Raw genomic sequence first — 19,592 nt, 5'->3', positions numbered from 1 at the left:
ATGAGCACCCCTAGCGCCGAGCCGGTCCCGCTTCCCGCCAAACGGCGGGTGGCCCAGTTGGCGATGCTCGCATTCGCGGTCGCCATCGTGATGCTGGCGTACGCCAACGTGGGGTTGGCCCTCGACAATCAGATCCCATCGGGAATGCTCACCTACGGCCTCGGCCTGGGTGGCCTCATGCTCGCCGCCTACCTGGTCCTGGCGAAGTTCGCCCCCTGGGCAGATCCACTGATTTTGCCGCTGGTGACGCTGGTCAACGGCATCGGGCTGGTGGTCATCTACCGCCTTGAGGCGTCCGGCATGCCGGGGGCCTCGGCCACCACCCAGCTGCTGTGGACCGCCGTCGGGGTCGTCATGTTCTCCCTGACGCTGATCGTGCTGCGCGACCACCGCGCGCTGCAGCGTCTGACCTACACCATGGGCGCCGTCGGCCTGGTCCTGCTGATCGCTCCGCTGCTGCCTCTCATCGGCCATTCGGAGAACGGCGCGACCATCTGGATCAAGATCGCCGGCTTCACCCTCCAGCCCGCGGAGTTCACCAAGCTCGCCCTGGTCATCTTCTTTGCCGGCTACCTGGTCGCCAAGCGCGACGTGCTCGCCCTGGCCGGGCGGCGACTGCTCTTCATCGACCTGCCCCGGGCCCGCGACCTGGGACCGGTCCTCATCACCTGGGGCCTCAGCCTGGGCGTGCTGATCCTGCAGAAGGACCTCGGTTCCTCGCTGCTGATCTTCGGCACGTTCATCGCGATGCTCTACATCGCCACCCAGCGCACCTCGTGGGTGCTCATCGGCATCCTGCTCTTCGTCGGCGGCGCGGTCCTGGCGGGGCTCATCTTCGACCATGTCGCGGCCCGCTTCGAGGTCTTCCTCGACCCGGAGAATCCTGCGCTGTACGACCGCGAGCTCGGCGGCAGCTTCCAGCTCATGCAGGGACTGTTCGCGATGGGGCAGGGCGGTGTGCTCGGCACCGGGCTCGGCCAGGGGCATCCCAACCTCATCCCGCTCGCCTTCTCCGACTTCATCTTCACCGCCGCCGGCGAGGAGCTCGGCCTCACCGGGCTGATGGCCCTGCTGATGGTCTACGCCCTGCTGGTCGAGCGCGGCCTGCGCACCTCGATCGCGGCCCGTGAGCCGTTCTCCAAGCTGCTGGCGGGCGGCCTGTCGTTCATCCTCGCCTGGCAGGTCTTCATCATCGTGGGCGGCGTGACCAACCTGATCCCGCTGACCGGCCTGGTCACCCCGTTCATGTCCCAGGGCGGATCGGCACTGCTGGCTAACTGGATCCTTATCGCGCTGCTGGTACGCATGTCGGATACGGCGAGGAAGCCTCCGCCCCAGGCCATCCAGGACGAAGGAATGACGCAGGTGTTCCAGCGATGAACGGTCCCCTCAAGCGCGCCGCCTTTGCCTGCCTGCTCATGTTCGGCCTGCTCATGATCAACGTGAACTACCTGCAGGCCGTACGGGCGGAGGATTTGCGCGACGACTCGCGCAACACGCGAAACTTCTTCGCACGGTACGAGGTCGAGCGCGGTCGCATCACCGCGGGCGACAAGATCCTCGCCGAGTCGATCGACACCGGCGACTCCGAGTTCCGCTTCCAGCGGCGCTATCCCGAGGGCAAGGTCTACGCGCCCATCACCGGCTTCTTCGCGCCGGAAAGCGAGCGCGACATGGAGCGGGCAGAGAACAGCCTGCTCGACGGGAGCAGCGCCGACCTGCTGATCCGGCGCAGTATCGACCTGTTCACCGCCAAGCAGACCAAGGGCGCCAACGTCGACCTGACGATCAACCCCAGGGCGCAGGAGGCCGCGTACAAGGCGCTGGGCGAGAGCGGCAAGAAGGGCGCGCTGGTCGCGATCGAGCCGAAGACCGGGGCGATCCTCGCGATGGTCTCGATCCCCACCTACGACCCCAACCCCCTGTCCAAGCCCAGCAAGGCCGAGGTCAACAAGGCCTACAACAAGCTGAGCGACGACGACGACCAGCCGCTGCTCAACCGGGCCATCGAGCGCACCTATCCGCCGGGCTCGACCTTCAAGGTGGTCACCACCGCCGCATACCTGGAGAGCGACGACACGGTGGGTCCGGAGACCCAGGTCGACGCCCCGCAGCGGCTCGATCTGCCCGGCACCACCGCCGACCTGCCCAACTACGGCGGTGCGGCGTGCGGGGCCGGGCGGGTGACGCTGTCGTTCGCGCTGGAGAAGTCCTGCAACACCCCGTTCGGCAAGATCGCGATGGACCTCGGCTACGACGCGCTGCGCGAGCAGGCGCTCAAGTTCGGCATCGGCGGCGACCCGATCGAGATCCCGCTGCCGGTCGCGGGCAGCGGGATCGGCCCCGAGGAGGACCAGGCGGCCCTCGCCCAGGCGTCGATCGGCCAGCGCAGCAACCAGATGACCCCGCTGCAGATGGCCATGGTCGCCGCCGGCATCGCCAACAACGGCGTGGTCATGAAGCCGTACCTGGTGGACAAGATCGCGGACGCCGAGGGCGGCGAGATCGAGAGCGCCGACCCCGACGAACTGGACACCGCGATGAGCGAGGACAGCGCGCGCAAGCTCCAGGAGATGATGGTCAACGTCGTCAACAAGGGCACGGCGAGCGCGGCGCAGATCCCGGGGGTGACGGTCGGCGGCAAGACCGGCACCGCCGAGACCGCGAGGGGCCGTGACCCGCACGCGTGGTTCATCTCCTTCGCCCCCGCCGAGGACCCCAAGGTCGCCGTCGCACTGATCGTCGAGTCCGGGAGCGCCGGCAGCGACGCCTCCGGTGGTCAGACCGCCGCCCCGATCGCCAAGAGCGTGATGGAAGCGGTGCTGGGTAGATGACCGCGTTGCTCGGGGGCCGATACCGCCCGCTGGGGCGGATCGCGTCGGGCGGCATGGGTGAGGTGTGGCGGGCCAAGGACGAGCTCCTCGGCCGCGAGGTCGCCGTGAAGCTGCTGCGTCCGCACGTGGCGGAGGATCCGGCCTTCCGCCTGCGGTTCCGCTCCGAGGCGCGCATCGCGGCCGGGCTGTCCGATCCCGGCATCGCGCAGGTCTTCGACTACGGCGAGGGTGAGGGCGTCGCCTACCTGGTGATGGAGCTGGTGCCGGGACAGTCTCTCGCCGGCATCCTGGCACGCGACGGCGCGCTGAGCCCCGAGATCACCCTCGACGTGGTCCGCCAGACCGCGATGGGCCTGCACGCCGCGCACCGCGCGGGGATCATCCACAGGGACATCAAGCCCGGGAACCTTCTGGTGACCGAGGCGGGCGTGATAAAGATCACAGACTTCGGCATCGCGCGAGCCATGGAGGCAGTGCCGGTCACCCAGACGGGCATCCTGATGGGCACCGCGCAGTACGTCAGCCCCGAGCAGGCGTCGGGCGAGCCGCTCACGGCCGCCACCGACATCTACTCGCTCGGGGTGGTCGCCTACGAGTGCCTGGCCGGTCGGCCGCCGTTCCGCGCCGACACGCAGGTGGCGATCGCCCTCATGCACATCGGCGAGCCGCCGCCGCCCCTGCCGTCGGGCGTCCCTCCCGCGGTTCGCGAACTGGTCATGGCGTGCCTGGCCAAGGACCCGCTGCGGCGCCCGGCCGGTGCCAGGGAGCTGTCGGAGCGGGCGGACATGCTGCTCGACGCGCTGACCTCCACCGGTTCCACCGGTCTCGGCATGCTCACCGACCCGGTGGGCTGGCGCGCGGAGCCCGCGAGCGAGTGGCCTCAGGAGGTCACCTCCGCCCTCGCCGTCCCTCCCCGGCCCGAGTCCGGCCCTGGGACGGGTTCGGGTGCCGGAGCGGGAGCGGGAGCGGGGGCGGGTGCGGGTTTCGGAACCGGTCAGGGCGGGGGTCCCGGTCCCGGGTCCGGTCACGGGTCCGGGACCGGCGCGGGCGCGAACGGGGTGTCCGGGGCGGGCACCGCTCCGGTGCGCGGGCGCCGCGGCCTGCGCAGGAAGACGGTGATCGCCGCCGCGGTCGCGGGGTGCGCCGCCGCGGTCGGGCTGGGAGCCCTCGCGGTCCACGAACTGACGAACCAGCCCGGTGACAGCGAGCCGGGAGAGCCGGTCGTACGGTCGAGCCCGGCCACCAGGTCGCCGACGGCCAGACCGTCGGAAACCAGGTCTCCGACGAGCAGACCGCCGCTCTCGCCGACGAACTCGGCCCGCCCTTCTGTCACGCCGTCGGCTACGGTAAGCACATCGGCCACGCCCACCGTAAGGCCGAGTACGTCGCCACCGCCCAGCCCCAGCCCGACGCCCAGCCCGACACCCAGCCCGACGGTGACACCGAGCCCCACACCGAGCCCGACTCCTGAACCCGGTGACACAGAGCCACCGAACGAGGAGACGTGATGCGGCAACGGGTCGATGATGGACACCGGTGGCCCAAGAGCTCACCGGCACCCAAGATGAACGGTAAGGGACAGTGCAGGAAATGACTCAGCCCCGACGCCTCGGCGATCGCTACGAGCTTGACGGCGTCGTCGGGCGTGGCGGCATGGCCGAGGTCTATCGCGCCCGAGACATCCGGCTGGATCGGATCGTCGCCATCAAGACCCTCCGCGCGGACCTGGCCAGGGATCACATCTTCCAGGCGCGCTTCCGCCGGGAGGCGCAGTCGGCCGCGTCACTGAACCACCCGTCCATCGTCGCGGTCTACGACACCGGCGAGGACGTCTCCGAGGGCGCGCCGGTGCCCTACATCGTGATGGAGTACGTCGACGGCCGCACGCTGCGCGACCTGCTGCGAGCCGACCGGCGGCTGATGCCCGAGCGCGCCGCCGAGCTGGTCGACGGGATCCTGCGGGCGCTGGACTACAGCCACCGCGGCGGCATCGTCCACCGTGACATCAAGCCCGCGAACATCATGATCACTCGCAACGGCGACGTGAAGGTGATGGACTTCGGCATCGCCCGCGCGATGGCCGACTCGGCCGCGACCATGACGCAGACCGCCCAGGTGATCGGGACCGCCCAGTACCTCTCGCCGGAGCAGGCGAGGGGCGAGCGGGTCGACGCCCGCAGCGACCTCTACTCCACCGGCTGCGTGCTGTACGAGCTGCTGACCGGGCAGCCGCCGTTCACCGGTGACTCCCCGGTCGCGATCGCCTACCAGCACGTGCGCGAGGACCCGATCCCGCCGTCGCAGATCGACCCCGACATCCCGCCGTGGGCCGACGCCATCGTGCTCAAGGCGATGGCGAAGGACCCTGCGCACCGCTACCAGAGCGCAGGGGACATGCGGGCCGACATCCAGCGGGCGATGTCCGGCATCCCGACGGACGCCCAGACGATGGCCCTGAGCGCCAACAACGAGTACGGCTCGGCCACCCGGACGATGATGCAGCCGCCCGGCCCCGGCGGCCCCGCCACCCAGCGCACCACCGCCGTCCCCCCTTACGAGTACGGCGAGGAGGGCGGCGGCGGGCGCACCGGCGGAGGCGGGGGCGGCCGACGTCGGCAGCAGAGCGGCGGGAACACCGCGGTCAAGACCGCGGCGTGGATCCTCATCCCGCTGCTGATCATCGGTGCCTTCATCGGCGTCGGCGTCATGTTCCTCAGCTCGCCCGGCGATCCCACCGTCTCGACCAAAGTGACGATCCCGCAGTTGGTCTCGCAGACCGAGGAGGCGGCGACCAAGAAGCTGGCCGAGCTCGAACTGAAGGTGAAGACGGTCCAGGAGTACGACGAGGAGATCCCGAAGGGGTCGGTGATCGAGACCGATCCCGCGGCCGACACCGAGGTCGAGAAGGGCACCGAGGTGACGCTCAAGGTCTCCAGGGGCGTCGAGAAGGTCGAGGTGCCCTCCGTGCTCAACATGACCACGGAGGAGGCCAAGCAGGTCCTTGAGGATGCCGGCTTCAAGGTCAGCGTGCAGACCAAGGCATCCAGCCGCAAGCAGGGAATCGTTTTCGAGACCGTGCCCGAGGCGGGCAAGAAGGCCAACAAGAACAGCACCGTCCGGATCTACGTCCCGAAGGAGGCGATGGAGGTCCCGTCCGTGGTGAACCTCACGGTCGAGGACGCCACGAGGGCGCTCAAGGAGGCGGGCTTCAAGGCGAAGATCTCCGAGCAGCCGAGCGACCTGCCCAAGGGCACCGTGCTGAGCCAGTCTCCCGAGGCGGGCAGCAAGTATCAGCCGGGGACGACCATCACGCTGATCGTGTCGAGCGGGGCGCCGCCCCAGCCGACCGAGCAGCCGACCTACCCCGACGAGCAGCCGACCGTTCCCGACGACCAGCCGGATGAGACGCCCACGGATCCCGATGAGGGCACGATCTTCGACGAGGCGCCCGGTGACGAGTTCTGATCTGAGCACCTGACCGGATCATCCGATGAAGGCCCTCGCGACCGCGGGGGCCTTCGTCGTTTCCCGTCCTCCGACTCGGCTCCCGCTGGGAAGCACCCGAACGGGAAAGGCCCTGAAGGCGGGGAGGTCCGGAACACAGGTGAGCCCTGAAACGGGGAAGAGCCCTTCCGCCACTCGGGGGCGATGGCGGAAGGACTCTCACTGGTCAATCGTCCAGGATGGGTTCCGCGTTACAACAATCTTTCCAGCCAGTTTCCGAGCAGTTGACGACCGTGTTCCGAGATCACCGATTCGGGGTGGAACTGCACGCCCTCGACGGGGGCGGTACGGTGGCGCAAGCCCATGATCACACCGTCCTCGGTGGTCGCGGTGACCTTGAGGACCTCGGGAAGCGTCCCCGGCAGGACCGCCAGCGAGTGGTAGCGCGTCATGGTCACCGGGGACGGCAGGCCGGCGAAGACGCCCTGCCCGTCGTGCTCGATCGCGCTGGTGCGGCCGTGCACCAGTTCGGGGGCCCGCGCCACGGTCGCCCCGTGGGCGACGGCGATGGCCTGATGTCCCAGGCAGACTCCGAGGAGCGGGATGCCGTGGGCCTCGCAGTAGCCCACGAGCGGGACGCTCACCCCGGCGTCCTCGGGGGTGCCGGGGCCGGGGCTGATCAGGACCCCGTCGAAGCCACGGGTGTCCTCGACCGCGACCCGGTCGCGCGGGCGCACGTCGCAGGTGGCACCGAGTTCGCGGAGATACTGAACGATGGTGTGGACGAAGCTGTCGTGGTTGTCGACGACGAGGACCCGGCTCATCGGCCCACGACGGTCGAGGCGACGCGGTTCATCGGGCCCTGGGCGGTCAGGAGCGTCCCGTTCATAGGGCCACGGCGCACAGGAGGGACACGGTTCGTCGGCCCACGCCGGTCGGTAGGGCGCGGTTCATCGGCCCACGGTGGTCAGGTCGAGGGAGATGCGAGGTTCGATCCAGGGAAACACGACATACCAGAGTACGGCCGCGACCAGCCCGACCAGCACCAGGGTGGCGAACACCCTGGTCACGAGATTGCCGGGAAGCATCCGCCAGATCCAGCCGTACATGAGACCCACCTTCCTTCCGATCTTGGTCACCCGGGCCGTACGGGGTGGTTCTCACGGCCTTCCAGCTCGCCGGAGACGATGAGGCGCTGGGCGGCCGAGTACTCCGGGTGGCAGGTGGACAGGGTGATCAGCGCTCTGTCCGGTTCGCGGCCCGGCCGGTCGGGGACCGGGGCGATCACGCCGATCTCGGTGGGGTCGACGACCCGTTTGCCGGTGACGCGGTAGGTGTAGCGGGTCTCGCGGGTGTCGACCAGGATGGGATCGCCCCTGCGGAGCTCGTCGATACGGTTGAAGGGAGCGGCGTAGGTGGTCCGATGGCCCGAAAGTACGAAATTACCGATTTTTCCTGGCATAGCGGTTCCTGGGTAGTGCCCAGGGCCCATCCTCAGCCGATCCTGGTCGACGCCCTCCACGATGGCGTACCGGTAGTCGTCGCCGAGCCTGGGGATCGTCAGCATCGCCACCGCACCACCCAGCCGGACCGGCCAGGCCGCCCTGTCCCGCCGATCCCCTGCCTTTCCACCCGGCGGGGCTTCCGCCAGGAGTTCCTCACGCAGCAGCGCCTGCTGCTCGGCGGTGTAGGAGCCCGTGCCCCACAGCAGGTAGGCGCAGAAGAGAAGGACGACCAGCCCCGCGGTGAGGCTGAGGTCGCCCAGAGCCCTCAGCGCTGCTCTCATGGGGGCAGGGTAGTGAAGGGAAAGGCCGCCGCGGCGAGCCGGATCACGGGCCCGGCATAACATTTGCCACAGGATGGTGCCCTGTGGAATCGCCACGGCCCACCTGCGCCGACTATCCTTACACGGAACTTCACCCACTAGCGACTACGCTCACCGACACGGCCTGCGCACGATCCGGATCGCGCAGGGTTGACGCAGGAGAAGAACCTCAGTGCCCAAGCCCAAGACTCGTAAGAAGCCGGTCTACACCCCGCCGCAGACGTCACAGCAGATCAAGGTCAGCCCGCGCTGGCTGGCGCCGGTCATGGTGACCTGCTGGATCGTCGGAATCCTGTGGATCGCCGTCTACTATGTGGCGCCCACCGCGCCCCTTCTCGGCGACCTCCAGAACTGGAATCTGCTGGTCGGGTTCGCGTTCATCATCCTCGGGGTGGTCCTGTCCACTCGGTGGCGCTAGCTTTTCCACAGGGATTGTCCACACCCTGGGGAAGCATCAGGGTGTGGAGATCAACCGAAGATCCCGAGCTCGGCCTGGACGGCGAACGGTGGCAGCCCCAGCACCATCGCGACCAGGACGACCAGCATCATCGCGCAACCTCCCCATTGGATCGCGCTGCGGTTTCTGGCGGGGGCGAAGGCGAAGATCACGGCGACCAGGGTGCCGGCGATCAGGCCACCGAGATGCCCCTGCCAGCTGATGCCGGGGATCACGAAGGTGATCACGGCGTTCGCGCCGATCAGCCAGAGCACGCCCTGGGCGTTGTAGCCGAGCCTCCTCGCGAGCACGAACAGCGCGCCGAACATGCCGTAGATCGCGCCCGAGGCGCCGACCGCGGCGATGCCGAACAGGTAGATCGCGACGGACCCGCCGAGCGCGGAGAGAAGATACAGCGTCAGGAACCTGGCTGACCCGAGGCGCCGTTCCAACTCGGGGCCGATGACGTAGAGCGCCCACATGTTGAACAGGATGTGGGTCAGTGCCCAGCTTGAGCCACCCAGCGGCTGGTGCAGGAACGCACCGGTGATGAGGCGCCACCACTCGCCCTGATAGCCGACCTCGTAGGCGTTCATCGTGAAGTTGGCGAGTACCCAGTTGGTGTTCACGGTCTCGACGGCGTACGCCAGGACGTTGACGATCAGCAGCGTCCAGGTGACCCGGGGGGTGGTGACCGCCCGGCCGCCGAAGACCGCCTGCGCCTGCCGCATGCCCCTGTTGCCCTCGTTCACGCACTCGGGGCACTGGAAGCCCACCGAGGCGTCGCGCATGCAGTCGGGGCAGATGGGACGTTCACAGCGCTGGCAGCGGACGTAGGTCTCACGTTCCGGGTGCCGGTAGCAGGTGGGGACAACGGTGTTGGGCTCGTTGGACGGCTGGGTGGTCATGTGTGTGGCTGGCCCCTTCGAGCGTGCTGTTATCCACAGACTGCCAGCCTATTCACGATCCCGAGCGCCCGTGCACCCGCGAACGGCGACCGGGCCACACCGGGCGAAGCCCAGGTCGAGGTGAGACGGCCTCGGACGAGCGGGTCCGAGGAACGGCGCGGGCCCAAAGGACGGCGTGGAAAGAACCGCGGCGAGGACCGAAGCGAGGCTGCCTCGGACGGGCGAGTCCGAGGACGGGGCCGGAGGAGCCGGACGAGGGTGTGCGGGAACGCGAACGGCGGCCTCCGACGGAGGCCGCCGAGCATGAGATCAGCTCTGGACGCGCTCGATGGTCACCGACTCCAGGACCACGGGCTCCGTGGGACGGTCACGGGCGTCGGTGTCGGTCTTGGCGATGGCGTCGACGATGTCCTGGCCCTCGATCACCTCACCGAAGATGGTGTGCTTGCCGTTCAGGTGCGGCGTGGGCACCACCGTGATGAAGAACTGCGAGCCGTTGGTGCCGCGGCCGAACTGGACACCGGCGTTGGCCATGGCGAGCAGGTAAGGACGGTTGAAGTAGAGGTCCGGGTGGATCTCGTCGTCGAACTTGTAACCCGGGCCGCCGACGCCCTGGCCCAGCGGGTCGCCACCCTGGATCATGAATCCCGAGATGACCCGGTGGAAGATCGTGCCGTCGTACAGTTTGGCGGTGGACTTCTGGCCGGTCTCCGGATGCACCCACTCGCGGGTGCCCTCGGCGAGCTCGACGAAGTTTCTCACGGTCTTGGGCGCGTGATCCGGGAAGAGCTGGACCTTCACGCTGCCGCGGTTGGTGTTGAGGTTCGCGATCAACTTCTCAGCCATGATCGGACTGCCCCCTTCAGGTCGTAGGCAATACCTGAGCAACGTATTGCTTTTGTGGCACTTTGACGATTTCGGCCGTGGCCGCATCCCCAAGCATCCTCCCACGGGCCGTCATGATTGAGCCGCCTTCGAGCGGGAAGGGGTGGCGACGGGGCCCCAACGAATGGGGAGGTTGTTGTGCCTCTAGCACTGTTTGGAAAGCGCCACATGAAGATCGTGGCACCGGAAAGGCGGCTGCGCCACGTGAAGGCTCAGGCCGTCCGAGCCGCGGATCGGGTCGGCCCAATGGCCAGTCATGCCCGTGACGCGGCGAGTCAGCACGCACATGACGTAGCCCTTCAGGCTCGCGACGTGGCCGGTCAAGCTCGTGAGATGGCCGGTCAGGCCCGTGAAGCGGCCGGCCAGGCCCGCGGCGTGGCGAGCGAGAAGATCATCGTGGCACGTGGGTGGGCGGCACCGAGGCTTGACGCCGCTGCGCACTCGATCGAGGAGCAGCTCGCGCCGAGACTCAGCGCCGCGCTGTCCCAGGCCGCCGCGAGGATCGATCCCACTCCCGTGAAGTCCAGGAAAACACCGATGTTCCTGCTGTTCACGGGCATCGCGATCGCTGCGGCGGGCTACGTTCTGTACCGCAAGAACGCCGACCAGTGGGCGGACACTCTGAAGGAGAGCGCCTCCGACGCGTCCCAGTGGGTGGGGCAGAAGACGGAGGCGGTGGCCGGAAAGGCCTCCGGCGCGGTGGATGACGCCGTGAAGAAGGCCGAGGAGGTCGGTGCCAAGGTCACCGACAAGGCTGCCGACACCAAGGCGGAACACGCGTCGCACACGTCGCAAACGCCGAAGAGAACCCCTTAGGGGTTGGGGCGCGCCTCTCGGATGACCGGGCTCCCGCTCGGCACCCGGACACGGCGCGCAACCGATCACGGCGTACGACGTCGGCAGAAAGTACGGCCCGCACCGCGAAGGTGCGGGCCGTACTTTCGTGTGGCGGCCCGTCGGGCGTGTTTCCGCGCGGCACCCCGTTGATCGAACTTCCGGGTGGCGCCCCATTGACCGATCACCAAGCGCTTGTTAGAACGTGTTCCCCGGCCCAAGGAGCACCGATGACGCTGTCGCCCCTCGACGACCATCCCGTACACCAGTCGTCCGAGGTGATGCGGCACGTCACGACGTCGGACCGCAACTTCTACGACCGGTACTACTTCAACTGCCACGCCGGATCCGACGAGCTGATGCTCATCATCGGCCTCGGCCAGTATCCCAACCTGGGGGTCACCGACGCGTTCGCCTGCGTACGCCACCGCAACCTGCACCGCGTGGTCAGGGCCTCCCGGGAGCTCGGCGACGACCGGATGGACACGAGGGTCGGCCCGTTCAGGGTCGAGGTGATCGAGGGACTGCGACGGCTGCGGGTGGTGCTCGACCCCACGGAGCACGGCCTGTCCTTCGACCTCACCTGGGAGGGCACCGTGCCGGCCACGCTCGAACCCCGGCACTTCCTGCGCCGGCAGGAACGCGTGGTGTTCGACTCCTCCCGGATGGCCCAGACCGGCCGGTGGACCGGGCACATCCTGATCGGCGACGAGCGCGTCGAGGTCACCCCCGACCACTGGCAGGGCACCCGCGACCGCTCGTGGGGCATCCGCCCCGTCGGTGAGCCCGAGCCCCCGGGCATCCAGGCGCGCAACGCGGGGACTTTCTACTGGCTCTACACGCCTGTCCAGTTCGACGACCACGCCATCCTCTGCATCATCCAGGAGGACGAGAAGGGCCGCCGGGTGCTGGAGGAGGCGGTGCGCGTGTGGGGGTTCGGGTCCACGCGGGAGGGTGAGGAGGAGTATCTCGGCCGTCCCGAGTATCGCCCGACGTACGTGGACGGCACCCGGGAGGTGCGCGAGGCGACGATCTCCTTCTCCCCGCCGGGCGGGAAGCCCTTCGACCTGCACTGCGTCCCGATTCTCCCGGTGCACCTGATGGTGGGCACCGGATATGGCCTGGAATCGGATTGGAAGCACGGCATGTACCAGGGTTCCCACCCGGTGGTCCAGGGCGTCACCCACACGCTGCCCGAGGACACCCCGAAGATGTGGGGCATGGTCGACGCGGTCGGCCGCTTCGAGTACGACGGCCGGATCGGCTACGGGTTGTACGAGTACTGGGCCCTGGGCCCGCACCCGTCCTTCCCCGAGGACTGAACACCGCGTCCCCTTCAGAGGGTCTTCCATCGCTCGGAGCCCGTTCTTCCCGGCTCCGAGCCCGTGCGTCGGAAGACCTTCACCGGAGGGTGAGCCGCGCCGTCCCCTGTACGGCGCGGACTCCCGGGTCGGTCCCGCGATCCCGCGCGGTCGTCCCCGGTGGCTCTGTGGTCCGGTGGCTCTGTAGCCCGGTTACTCCGTGACCTGGTGACCCTGTGGCCCGGTGGCCACGGACCGGTCAGGCCTCCCGGATCGCCTCCGAGCCGGCTGCGAACCGGCCGGGCCATTCCCGCACGGATGTCCCGGCCGGTTCGCAGGTCTTTGCGGGGACGCCTCTCCGCTTGCGCGGCGTCCCCGCGAGATCACTTCTCCTCGGCCTTCATGACGCAGGTGACGGTGGGCACGTCGCCCTCCGAGAACTTCTGCGCCACCCTCACCTCGGTGACCGCGTCCCCGTCGGGGACGGGCACGGCCGTGGAGAGTGTGGCCGCCTCGCCGGACCTCTGCGCCCCTGCGGGAACGGCCGGCACGGCCATGACCGTGACGTCCTCGGGCAGGGCGGAGGGATCCGCGGCCGGCTTCGCCTTCCTGATGTCCTTGGTGATCGTGACGCGACCTGCTTCGGCCTTCCTGACCTCACCGGTCTCCCCGAGCGGCGGGACGGGAACGGCGGGCACCGCGAGAGCGGCTCCGCCCTTCTCCAGTTCCTTACGCTCGGCCTCGGTGAGCGTGCGCGTCGTCAGGCTTATCCGGCCGCCGCCCTCGCAGTCGACGCGCAGCGCGACACCATCCTTGGGAAGGGGAACGGGGGTGGGTGTGTCGGCACTGGCGGCCCCGGTCAGCGTGGCCATCAGAGCACCCGCGGTCACCACGGCGGCGGCGAGCATGCGAATACGCATGTGTTTCTCCTTGTCAGACGGATCGATGTCGGACGGATCGACGGGTCGGGCGGATCGATGGGGCAGGCGGATCGACGAACGAATCGGCGAGCGGACCGGCCCGCCGTTCCGGAGGCCACAGCTTCCCGCCCGCTGCCTGAACCCAGGCTGAAGGCGCCGGAAGTCATCTTCAGGTTGGCTTTAGGCGCGGTACGGCAGTCTGAGCGGCATGCGCGTGCTGCTGGTTGAGGACGAGAAACGCCTGGCTCATCTCCTGAAGGAAGGGCTGGCAGGCGAGGGGTTCGCCGTCGACGTCGCGTACGACGGGCGCGACGGCCTGTGGATGGCGACCGAGAACCCGTACGACGTGATCGTGCTCGACGTCATGCTGCCCCGGATGAACGGCTACGCCGTCTGCGCCAAGCTCCGCGACGCGGAGAACTGGACGCCGATCCTGATGCTGACCGCCAAGGACGGGGTGCACGACGAGGCCGAGGCCCTGGACACGGGCGCGGACGACTTCCTGTCCAAACCGTTCTCCTACGTGGTGCTGCTGGCCCGGCTGCGCGCGCTGGTGCGCAGGGGCGGCGGGGCGCGGCCGGTGTCCATCGTGGTCGGCGACCTGACCATCGATCCGGCGGGGCTCCGCTGCCGCCGGGGCGACACGGCGATCTCTCTCACGCCCAAGGAGTTCGCGGTCCTGCACGGCCTGGCGCGCAGGCAGGGGGAGGTCGTCTCCAAGAGCGAGCTGCTCGCCCAGGCGTGGGACTTCTCCTACGACGGCGACCCGAACATCATCGAGGTCTACGTCAGCGCGCTGCGCCGCAAGATCGACGCTCCGTTCGGCCGCTCGTCACTGGTGACCGTGCGCGGCGCCGGCTACCGGTTGGAGGCCTGAGATGACATCACGTCTTTCCGTACGGCTCCGGGCGACCCTCGCGGCCACCGCGATCGTCGCGGTGGCGCTGGGGGTGGCGTCGGCGGTGCTCGTCGGCGTGCTGACGGGGAGCCTCACGCGCAGCGCCTCCGACGAGGCCGCCCGTCGCGCCGTCGCGACCGCCGACGTCCTCACCGGTGGCACGGTGATGCTCGACGTTCCGACGATCGACGTCACGCGGGTCGCCGTTCCCGCGACGGCCGTGGCGAGGGCCGACGCTCCGTCGGCCACCGTGGTGACCGTCACAGGAACGGCGGCCGGGGTTCTTCGACATTCGGAAACGACCCTTCTCGATCCCGACATCAAGATTTTCACGCACCCCGTACGGCCGACTTCGGCGGTCGCGGTCCCACCGTTCAAGGGAAAGAGCACAGCGTCACCCCCGGAGGCGGTCATGAGGGGCACGGCGGACGAGCTGTCACCCCCTGCGGCGGCGAAGGGCACAGCGGACGAGGCGTCGCCTCCGGAGGCGGCCGTGAGGGGCACGGCGTCACCCTCGGAGGCCGCCGAGGGCACGACGGGCAAGACGTCACCCTCGGAGGCCGCCGAGGGCACGACGGGCAAGACGTCACCCCCCGCGGTGGCCCTGCGGAGTGTGGCGGGCGCGCCGGCGTTCCAGCTCGCCGAGCCGGCGCCATGGGCGTCCGGCGGCTCCTTCGCCCTCGCCACGATGCCGGTGGACACCGCGAACGGCACGTTGTTCGTGCAGGCCAGGGCATCGATGGAGCCCACGGTGGACGCCCTGAGGTCCCTGCGCGGCCTGCTGCTTCCCGGCATTCCCGCGTTGCTTCTGCTGGTCGCCGTCCTGACCTGGATCACCGTCGGCCGGGCGCTGGCACCGGTCTCGGCCATCCGCGCCGAGGTGGCCGACATCACCGCGAACGACCTGCACCGGCGGGTCCCCGTACCGAGATCGCGCGACGAGATCGCCCGCCTCGCCGAGACCATGAACAGCACACTCGACCGGCTCGAACTGGCCGTCGGCCGGCACAAGCGCTTCGTCGCCGACGCGGCCCATGAGCTCCGCAGTCCGCTCGCCATCCTGCGGACCCGCCTGGAGCTGGCCCAGCCGGGGCCGCTCGCGGCCGAGGCGCTGACCGACGTGGAGCGGATCCAGGCGCTCACCTCCGATCTCCTCCTGCTCGCCCGCCTGGACGCCGGTGAACCCGCCTGCCACGAGGAGGTGGATCTCGGCCAGGTGACCGCCGAGGAGGCGACCAGGTCGAGGCCCAGGCCGGAGGTCAAGGTCACGCTGGAGGTGGCGGCCGACACCGTGGTCATGGGCTCCGCCGGGCAGCTGCGCCGCCTGGTGGCCAATCTGGTGGACAACGCCGTACGCCACGCGAGTTCCACGGTCGCCGTCCGGCTGGCCACGGACGGCGGCGAGGCGGTGCTCGACGTGCGCGACGACGGGCCGGGCATTCCCGCCGAGCACCACGAGGCGGTCTTCGACCGCTTCACCCGGCTGGACGAGGCCAGGGACAGGGACGCGGGCGGTGCGGGGCTCGGGCTCGCCATCGCGAGGGATATCGCGGTACGGCACGGTGGGAGCCTGCGCGTCGCGGGGAAAGATCGCGAAGCCTGGCTACAGGCCCGTTTTCCTGTGATATGAACCACGCAAGTGATCTATCACGGAGCCCTTCACTCCCCAGGAGGCCCACCATGCCCGCCCCAACCCGTCGCCTGATGATCTTCCGAGGTCTCGCGGGCGGCGCCGCCGCCGTGATCGCGTCGGCCGCCACGTGGGTACGCCCCGCCCAGGCGTCCTCGGAGACCCAGGAGTCCGAGGAGACCGCCGGTCCCATCCTCGCCAGGACGAGCGGCATCCCCGTCGGCGGCGGCCGGATCATCAAGGGAACGTGGGTGGTCACCCAGCCGGTGAAGGGCACCTTCCGTGCCTTCAGCGCGAAGTGCACGCACCAGGGCTGCACCGTCGCCACCATCCGCGGCGGGACCATCAACTGCCCCTGCCACGGCAGCAAATTCAGGATCGCCGACGGCTCGGTGGCCAGAGGCCCCGCCAAGCAGCCGCTGGCCCGCAGGAAGATCAAGGTCTCCAAGGGGATCATCAGGCTGAGCTGACCGCCCGGCCTCAGGCGTGGCCGGCCGGAGCGCGCGAGCGAGCCGAACGGAGCCGGAGCAGCCGGATGGGCGAACCGGACCGATGACCTCCCCGGACGTCGGCGAAGGTTTCACGTGAATCAATACGCTTCGCCCGGAGGCCAGGACGGTCTCGGCGGATCGCACCCGTTCCCGAGGGACAGGAGATGTCACTCCGGGGGCGGGATATCCGATGACCGCACGGCCACAGGAGACCCGGAGGCCGCCGTGGGAGCTCTCGCTCGGTAAGAGTCATCCGGTGTCCGCGCGGCGACGGGAGACACTCGGCTTCCGCGCTCGTGGCCGGGCGGCCCGCCATACGCGTACCCGGTGAACGTTTTCCGAAATACCTTGTCGATATCACCACATAACGCCACCGGGAAATATATACATATTTACCCGGGAAAACTCGCCCGAGATAACCCGTGAATCGCATGCGGATGTACAAGTCTCACTCTCCGGCAAGTAATGTCAAAGGGTTGATCGCGCCTCACCGCGGATAGACGTCACACCATGCGAGGCACAGTCAGACGTTCCCTGATCACCGGCACCGTCTTCGCCCTGGCCACAACCCTCCCCTTCGGCATCGCGCCCGCCGTGGCCGACCCCACCCCCGACTCCCGGCACCTCCCACTGCCGGATCAATTCACGGTCCTCAGAACAGGCAGCAGGGGAATAGAGGTGCACAACGCGAAGAAAAGACTCAAGGGTCTGGGATTTTTCCCGGGAAACCTCAGCCCTCTGTACGACTCCGCTCTGCGGATGACCGTATGGGCATTCCAGAAGGCGAACGGATTGAAACCCGTCGACAGAATCGACCTACCGACCTGGCAGGCCCTCCTGCGCCCTCGCCGGATCAGGCCCCTGGTGACGTACGCGGAGCGGGAAAGGGCCGAGATCGATCTGCGGCGCCAGCTCCTCATCGCGTGGAGAGACGGGAAACCCGTGCTGGTGACCCACATCTCCACCGGCGCCCGCAGGCCGTACTGCGAGAAGGGCCACTGCGGGTTCGCCTCGACCCCGGTCGGCGACTATCGGGTGGGAGTGCGGGTCCCCGGCTGGTCCACGGGGATCCTGGGGGCGATGTTCTATCCCGTCTACTTCAACGGCGGCATCGCGATCCACGGTTCCACCCTCGTCCCCCGCTTCCCCGCGTCCCACGGGTGCGTCCGGGTCCCGCTGCACAACGCCCTCGACCTCTATCGGTTCCTTCAGCCGGGGACTCCCGTGTACGTCCGCCGCCCGGAGGCTCTCGCCGGACGTGCGATGAGGGTTCGCGGGGAGCGACGTCCGCGAATCCCGAAGGCACGACCTGTCGAGGCTCCGCACCGCTCGTACAAGAACTCCTCGCGTCCAGGGCGCTCCACCGGCCACCGGACGGGAGGTGACGCCGGTGGCCATCGGTGACCGTACGGGCGCACCGGATCCGGGAGATCGCGCCCACGTGGGCGCGGACGCCTGCGACAAGCCGTGCGGGCCTGGTCCGGCGGTGCGCATTCACCTGCGCGCGGACGCCTGTGACGAGCCGTGCGGGCGCCCCGCGCCGGTTTCGCCGCGAAAATCCCGGCCTGTACGCCGATCGAGCCGATCTCGAGGGCTTAGAACCGACGCCCCGAGGTGATGATGAGGATGTCGGCAGATCATTCCGAAGGGCGTGCATCGTGATACCAACCATGATCCTGTTCGGCCTGGTCTTCGGACGCTGGTGGCGCGCCTCCCTCCTCGCCGCCGCCGTGTTCTGGCCGGTGGTGCTCCTCGCCGGCGACGCGATCGGGCTCGACGGGTCACTCATGACGGCGGCCGCGCTGGGAGTGCTCAACGTCTCCGCCGGGGTGGCGATCCACCAGAGCGTCCTGTGGATCGTCAGGAACACGATCACGCAGCGGCCGCGGGCGAAGAACCCCTGACGCACTTCCCCGCGTGGAGGGACGCTGTCGCCTACATTCGACGCGCCTTCCGGTAGCCCGCACGGAGCCGTCCCGGCGGCGTGGTCAGGCGAGCCGATGGACCCCAATACGTCCCCGATTCCCCCATCACCTGGCGGCGTCCGGCAGTCGATATCGCCCGCGGGCGCGTCTTCATGACCTGATCCCCTCCAGGATCACCTCTTCGAGCACGATCGAGGTCATCGAGCGATCGCGCGTGTCGTACTGTCCTCCGGTGATGGCGACGACCAGGTCCAGCGCGGGCGCCACGTAGATCACCTGGCCGCCGTTGCCCGACCCTCCCTTCCACGTGTCGCCCGAATACCAGTGGTAGCCGTAGTGGAGGTCCTCGTCGATCCGCACGTGCGGGTGCAGGGCCGTCTTCAGCCAGGACGAGGGGACGACGTCGCCGCCCCCTTCGAGCACGAGTCGCCCGATCGCGAGAAGGTCGCGGGGGGTGAGCCGCAGCCCGGAGGCGGCCATCGCCGTCCCGTCCTCGCCGGACGACCACTCGAAGCGCGTGATGCCCAGCGGTTCGAACAGCCTGGCACGCGCGTAGTCCTCCACCGCCCGTCCGGTGCCCTTCGCGATGAGCCGCGCCACCAGCGCGGAGGCGCCTCCGCAGTATGACCACTTCCTGCCCGGCTCCTCCACGATCCGCTGCTCCAGGACGTAGCGGAAACGGTCGGGGGACAACTCCATCGCGATCTCGCTGTTCGCCGCGCTTGTGTAGGGGACGCTCTCGTCCCACTCCAGGCCGAGCGTCATGGTGAGGGCGTGCTCGACCGTGAGCGCTGCGCGCCGGGGATCCTGTGAAAGGTCCGAATACTCGGGGAAGTGCCGGAGCAGTGGCTCGCGCGGCTCCGGCACCTCGCCGTCGGCCAGGGCGATGCCGTACAGGAGGCCGACGACGCTCTTGGTGATCGAGCGGAGGTCGTGGAGCGTGTCGGGCGTGAAGCGCACCGGGCCGAGCGGCTCGTTCAGCTTGAAGTCCTCGCCCTCGCCGTAGTGCTCAAGGATCACCTGGCCGTGGCGGACGGCGACCACGCCGTGGAGGTCGGGCACCCGGCCCTGCTTCACGGCCAGGGCGAGACGGTCGTTGAGTGTGTCGCTGCTCATGGTTCCGTTCTACGCCCTGCCACCGTGTCAGGATCAACCTCTCGTTGATCACGGTGCGCGTCGGAGGCCGCGGCCGTCACGCCCGCCGGCCACTGACCGTGCCTTTCTCACCTCGTTTCCGGCAGGCCCCCTTTGCCCGGCCGCG

General features: G+C 69.0%; 19 protein-coding genes. 12 read left to right on the top strand and 7 right to left on the bottom strand.

Translation table 11 applies throughout. The features are described from left to right. From ABZ664_RS23205 to pknB, 4 genes are all read left to right on the top strand, one after another. A complete protein-coding gene (locus ABZ664_RS23205) occupies nucleotides 1–1,380 on the top strand; it encodes an FtsW/RodA/SpoVE family cell cycle protein (RefSeq protein WP_362513444.1) in 1,380 nt (459 codons plus the stop codon). Continuing rightward, entirely contained in the window at nucleotides 1,377–2,834 is a 1,458-nt protein-coding gene (locus tag ABZ664_RS23200) for a penicillin-binding protein 2 (protein WP_362513441.1), read from the top strand. Before ABZ664_RS23205 ends, ABZ664_RS23200 begins: the two co-directional genes overlap by 4 nt. Further along, nucleotides 2,831–4,342 carry a protein kinase gene (locus ABZ664_RS23195; RefSeq protein WP_362513438.1) on the top strand — a complete coding sequence of 504 codons (1,512 nt, stop codon included), beginning with the start codon at nucleotides 2,831–2,833 and terminating at the stop codon, nucleotides 4,340–4,342. The genes ABZ664_RS23200 and ABZ664_RS23195 overlap by 4 nt, the downstream gene beginning before the upstream one ends. 82 nt (nucleotides 4,343–4,424) lie before the next feature. Then, nucleotides 4,425–6,299, top strand: a complete 1,875-nt coding sequence (gene pknB / locus ABZ664_RS23190) for a Stk1 family PASTA domain-containing Ser/Thr kinase (protein WP_362513434.1) — start codon at nucleotides 4,425–4,427, stop codon at nucleotides 6,297–6,299. 230 nt (nucleotides 6,300–6,529) lie between these two features. Here the strand turns inward: pknB and ABZ664_RS23185 are convergent, their stop codons facing one another. The 3 genes from ABZ664_RS23185 to ABZ664_RS23175 form a co-directional block, all read right to left on the bottom strand. Continuing rightward, the gene (locus tag ABZ664_RS23185) at nucleotides 6,530–7,102 is read right to left on the bottom strand and encodes a gamma-glutamyl-gamma-aminobutyrate hydrolase family protein (protein ID WP_362513431.1); all 573 of its coding nucleotides are present in this window, start codon (nucleotides 7,100–7,102) and stop codon (nucleotides 6,530–6,532) included. A 126-nt stretch (nucleotides 7,103–7,228) separates the two neighbouring features. After that, on the bottom strand, nucleotides 7,229–7,387 hold the full coding sequence (locus ABZ664_RS23180; RefSeq protein WP_362513428.1) for a hypothetical protein: 159 nt from the start codon (nucleotides 7,385–7,387) through the stop codon (nucleotides 7,229–7,231). A gap of 26 nt (nucleotides 7,388–7,413) precedes the next feature. Further along, on the bottom strand, nucleotides 7,414–8,064 hold the full coding sequence (locus ABZ664_RS23175) for a class E sortase (RefSeq protein ID WP_362513425.1): 651 nt from the start codon (nucleotides 8,062–8,064) through the stop codon (nucleotides 7,414–7,416). Nucleotides 8,065–8,275: 211 nt separating this feature from the next. Between ABZ664_RS23175 and ABZ664_RS23170 the strand changes: the two genes are divergently transcribed. Then, nucleotides 8,276–8,521 carry a cell division protein CrgA gene (locus ABZ664_RS23170; RefSeq protein WP_362513423.1) on the top strand — a complete coding sequence of 82 codons (246 nt, stop codon included), beginning with the start codon at nucleotides 8,276–8,278 and terminating at the stop codon, nucleotides 8,519–8,521. A 50-nt stretch (nucleotides 8,522–8,571) separates the two neighbouring features. Here the strand turns inward: ABZ664_RS23170 and ABZ664_RS23165 are convergent, their stop codons facing one another. Next, nucleotides 8,572–9,447, bottom strand: coding sequence for a rhomboid family intramembrane serine protease (locus tag ABZ664_RS23165; RefSeq protein ID WP_362513420.1), 876 nt, complete (start codon nucleotides 9,445–9,447; stop codon nucleotides 8,572–8,574). A gap of 309 nt (nucleotides 9,448–9,756) precedes the next feature. After that, nucleotides 9,757–10,293 (bottom strand): peptidylprolyl isomerase, encoded by a 537-nt coding sequence (locus ABZ664_RS23160; RefSeq protein ID WP_362513416.1) that lies wholly within the window; start codon nucleotides 10,291–10,293, stop codon nucleotides 9,757–9,759. A gap of 207 nt (nucleotides 10,294–10,500) precedes the next feature. Here ABZ664_RS23160 and ABZ664_RS23155 point away from each other — a divergent pair, with 207 nt between their 5' ends. Further along, nucleotides 10,501–11,148, top strand: a complete 648-nt coding sequence (locus ABZ664_RS23155; protein ID WP_362513413.1) for a hypothetical protein — start codon at nucleotides 10,501–10,503, stop codon at nucleotides 11,146–11,148. 248 nt (nucleotides 11,149–11,396) lie between these two features. Beyond that, nucleotides 11,397–12,488, top strand: coding sequence for a hypothetical protein (locus tag ABZ664_RS23150; protein ID WP_362513410.1), 1,092 nt, complete (start codon nucleotides 11,397–11,399; stop codon nucleotides 12,486–12,488). Between the two features lie 362 nt (nucleotides 12,489–12,850). Here the strand turns inward: ABZ664_RS23150 and ABZ664_RS23145 are convergent, their stop codons facing one another. Further along, a complete protein-coding gene (locus ABZ664_RS23145; RefSeq protein ID WP_362513407.1) occupies nucleotides 12,851–13,387 on the bottom strand; it encodes a hypothetical protein in 537 nt (178 codons plus the stop codon). A 208-nt stretch (nucleotides 13,388–13,595) separates the two neighbouring features. Here ABZ664_RS23145 and ABZ664_RS23140 point away from each other — a divergent pair, with 208 nt between their 5' ends. The 5 genes from ABZ664_RS23140 to ABZ664_RS23120 all read left to right on the top strand — a co-directional run bounded on the left by ABZ664_RS23140 (nucleotide 13,596) and on the right by ABZ664_RS23120 (nucleotide 18,310). Beyond that, a complete protein-coding gene (locus tag ABZ664_RS23140) occupies nucleotides 13,596–14,264 on the top strand; it encodes a response regulator transcription factor (protein WP_362513403.1) in 669 nt (222 codons plus the stop codon). A 1-nt stretch (nucleotide 14,265) separates the two neighbouring features. After that, nucleotides 14,266–15,915: an ATP-binding protein gene (locus tag ABZ664_RS23135; RefSeq protein ID WP_362513400.1), complete on the top strand. Its 1,650-nt coding sequence runs from the start codon at nucleotides 14,266–14,268 to the stop codon at nucleotides 15,913–15,915. A gap of 50 nt (nucleotides 15,916–15,965) precedes the next feature. Beyond that, complete coding sequence (locus ABZ664_RS23130; RefSeq protein ID WP_362513397.1) at nucleotides 15,966–16,385, top strand: Rieske (2Fe-2S) protein; 420 nt, start codon at nucleotides 15,966–15,968, stop codon at nucleotides 16,383–16,385. Between the two features lie 531 nt (nucleotides 16,386–16,916). Continuing rightward, a complete protein-coding gene (locus ABZ664_RS23125; RefSeq protein ID WP_362513395.1) occupies nucleotides 16,917–17,810 on the top strand; it encodes a L,D-transpeptidase family protein in 894 nt (297 codons plus the stop codon). Between the two features lie 254 nt (nucleotides 17,811–18,064). Then, complete coding sequence (locus tag ABZ664_RS23120) at nucleotides 18,065–18,310, top strand: hypothetical protein (protein WP_350941987.1); 246 nt, start codon at nucleotides 18,065–18,067, stop codon at nucleotides 18,308–18,310. 171 nt (nucleotides 18,311–18,481) lie between these two features. Here the strand turns inward: ABZ664_RS23120 and ABZ664_RS23115 are convergent, their stop codons facing one another. After that, nucleotides 18,482–19,447, bottom strand: coding sequence for a serine hydrolase domain-containing protein (locus ABZ664_RS23115; RefSeq protein WP_362513390.1), 966 nt, complete (start codon nucleotides 19,445–19,447; stop codon nucleotides 18,482–18,484). Nucleotides 19,448–19,592: the final 145 nt, after the last annotated feature.

It is taken from the genome of Streptosporangium sp. NPDC006930 (genome assembly GCF_040635605.1).
In the GTDB taxonomy this organism is placed as follows: Bacteria; Actinomycetota; Actinomycetes; order Streptosporangiales; family Streptosporangiaceae; genus Streptosporangium.
This window is presented reverse-complemented; position numbering and strand designations above follow the sequence as displayed.

Bases quoted from the DNA above. Each gene is read 5' to 3' on its own strand.
- ABZ664_RS23175 (WP_362513425.1), bottom strand. From the start codon at position 8,064: ATGAGAGCAGCGCTGAGGGCTCTGGGCGACCTCAGCCTCACCGCGGGG.
- ABZ664_RS23135 (WP_362513400.1), top strand. From the start codon at position 14,266: ATGACATCACGTCTTTCCGTACGGCTCCGGGCGACCCTCGCGGCCACC.
- ABZ664_RS23150 (WP_362513410.1), top strand. From the start codon at position 11,397: ATGACGCTGTCGCCCCTCGACGACCATCCCGTACACCAGTCGTCCGAG.
- ABZ664_RS23165 (WP_362513420.1), bottom strand. From the start codon at position 9,447: ATGACCACCCAGCCGTCCAACGAGCCCAACACCGTTGTCCCCACCTGC.
- ABZ664_RS23130 (WP_362513397.1), top strand. From the start codon at position 15,966: ATGCCCGCCCCAACCCGTCGCCTGATGATCTTCCGAGGTCTCGCGGGC.
- ABZ664_RS23140 (WP_362513403.1), top strand. From the start codon at position 13,596: ATGCGCGTGCTGCTGGTTGAGGACGAGAAACGCCTGGCTCATCTCCTG.
- pknB (WP_362513434.1), top strand. From the start codon at position 4,425: ATGACTCAGCCCCGACGCCTCGGCGATCGCTACGAGCTTGACGGCGTC.
- ABZ664_RS23205 (WP_362513444.1), top strand. From the start codon at position 1: ATGAGCACCCCTAGCGCCGAGCCGGTCCCGCTTCCCGCCAAACGGCGG.
- ABZ664_RS23160 (WP_362513416.1), bottom strand. From the start codon at position 10,293: ATGGCTGAGAAGTTGATCGCGAACCTCAACACCAACCGCGGCAGCGTG.
- ABZ664_RS23145 (WP_362513407.1), bottom strand. From the start codon at position 13,387: ATGCGTATTCGCATGCTCGCCGCCGCCGTGGTGACCGCGGGTGCTCTG.
- ABZ664_RS23180 (WP_362513428.1), bottom strand. From the start codon at position 7,387: ATGTACGGCTGGATCTGGCGGATGCTTCCCGGCAATCTCGTGACCAGG.
- ABZ664_RS23125 (WP_362513395.1), top strand. From the start codon at position 16,917: ATGCGAGGCACAGTCAGACGTTCCCTGATCACCGGCACCGTCTTCGCC.
- ABZ664_RS23200 (WP_362513441.1), top strand. From the start codon at position 1,377: ATGAACGGTCCCCTCAAGCGCGCCGCCTTTGCCTGCCTGCTCATGTTC.
- ABZ664_RS23185 (WP_362513431.1), bottom strand. From the start codon at position 7,102: ATGAGCCGGGTCCTCGTCGTCGACAACCACGACAGCTTCGTCCACACC.
- ABZ664_RS23195 (WP_362513438.1), top strand. From the start codon at position 2,831: ATGACCGCGTTGCTCGGGGGCCGATACCGCCCGCTGGGGCGGATCGCG.
- ABZ664_RS23155 (WP_362513413.1), top strand. From the start codon at position 10,501: ATGAAGATCGTGGCACCGGAAAGGCGGCTGCGCCACGTGAAGGCTCAG.
- ABZ664_RS23115 (WP_362513390.1), bottom strand. From the start codon at position 19,447: ATGAGCAGCGACACACTCAACGACCGTCTCGCCCTGGCCGTGAAGCAG.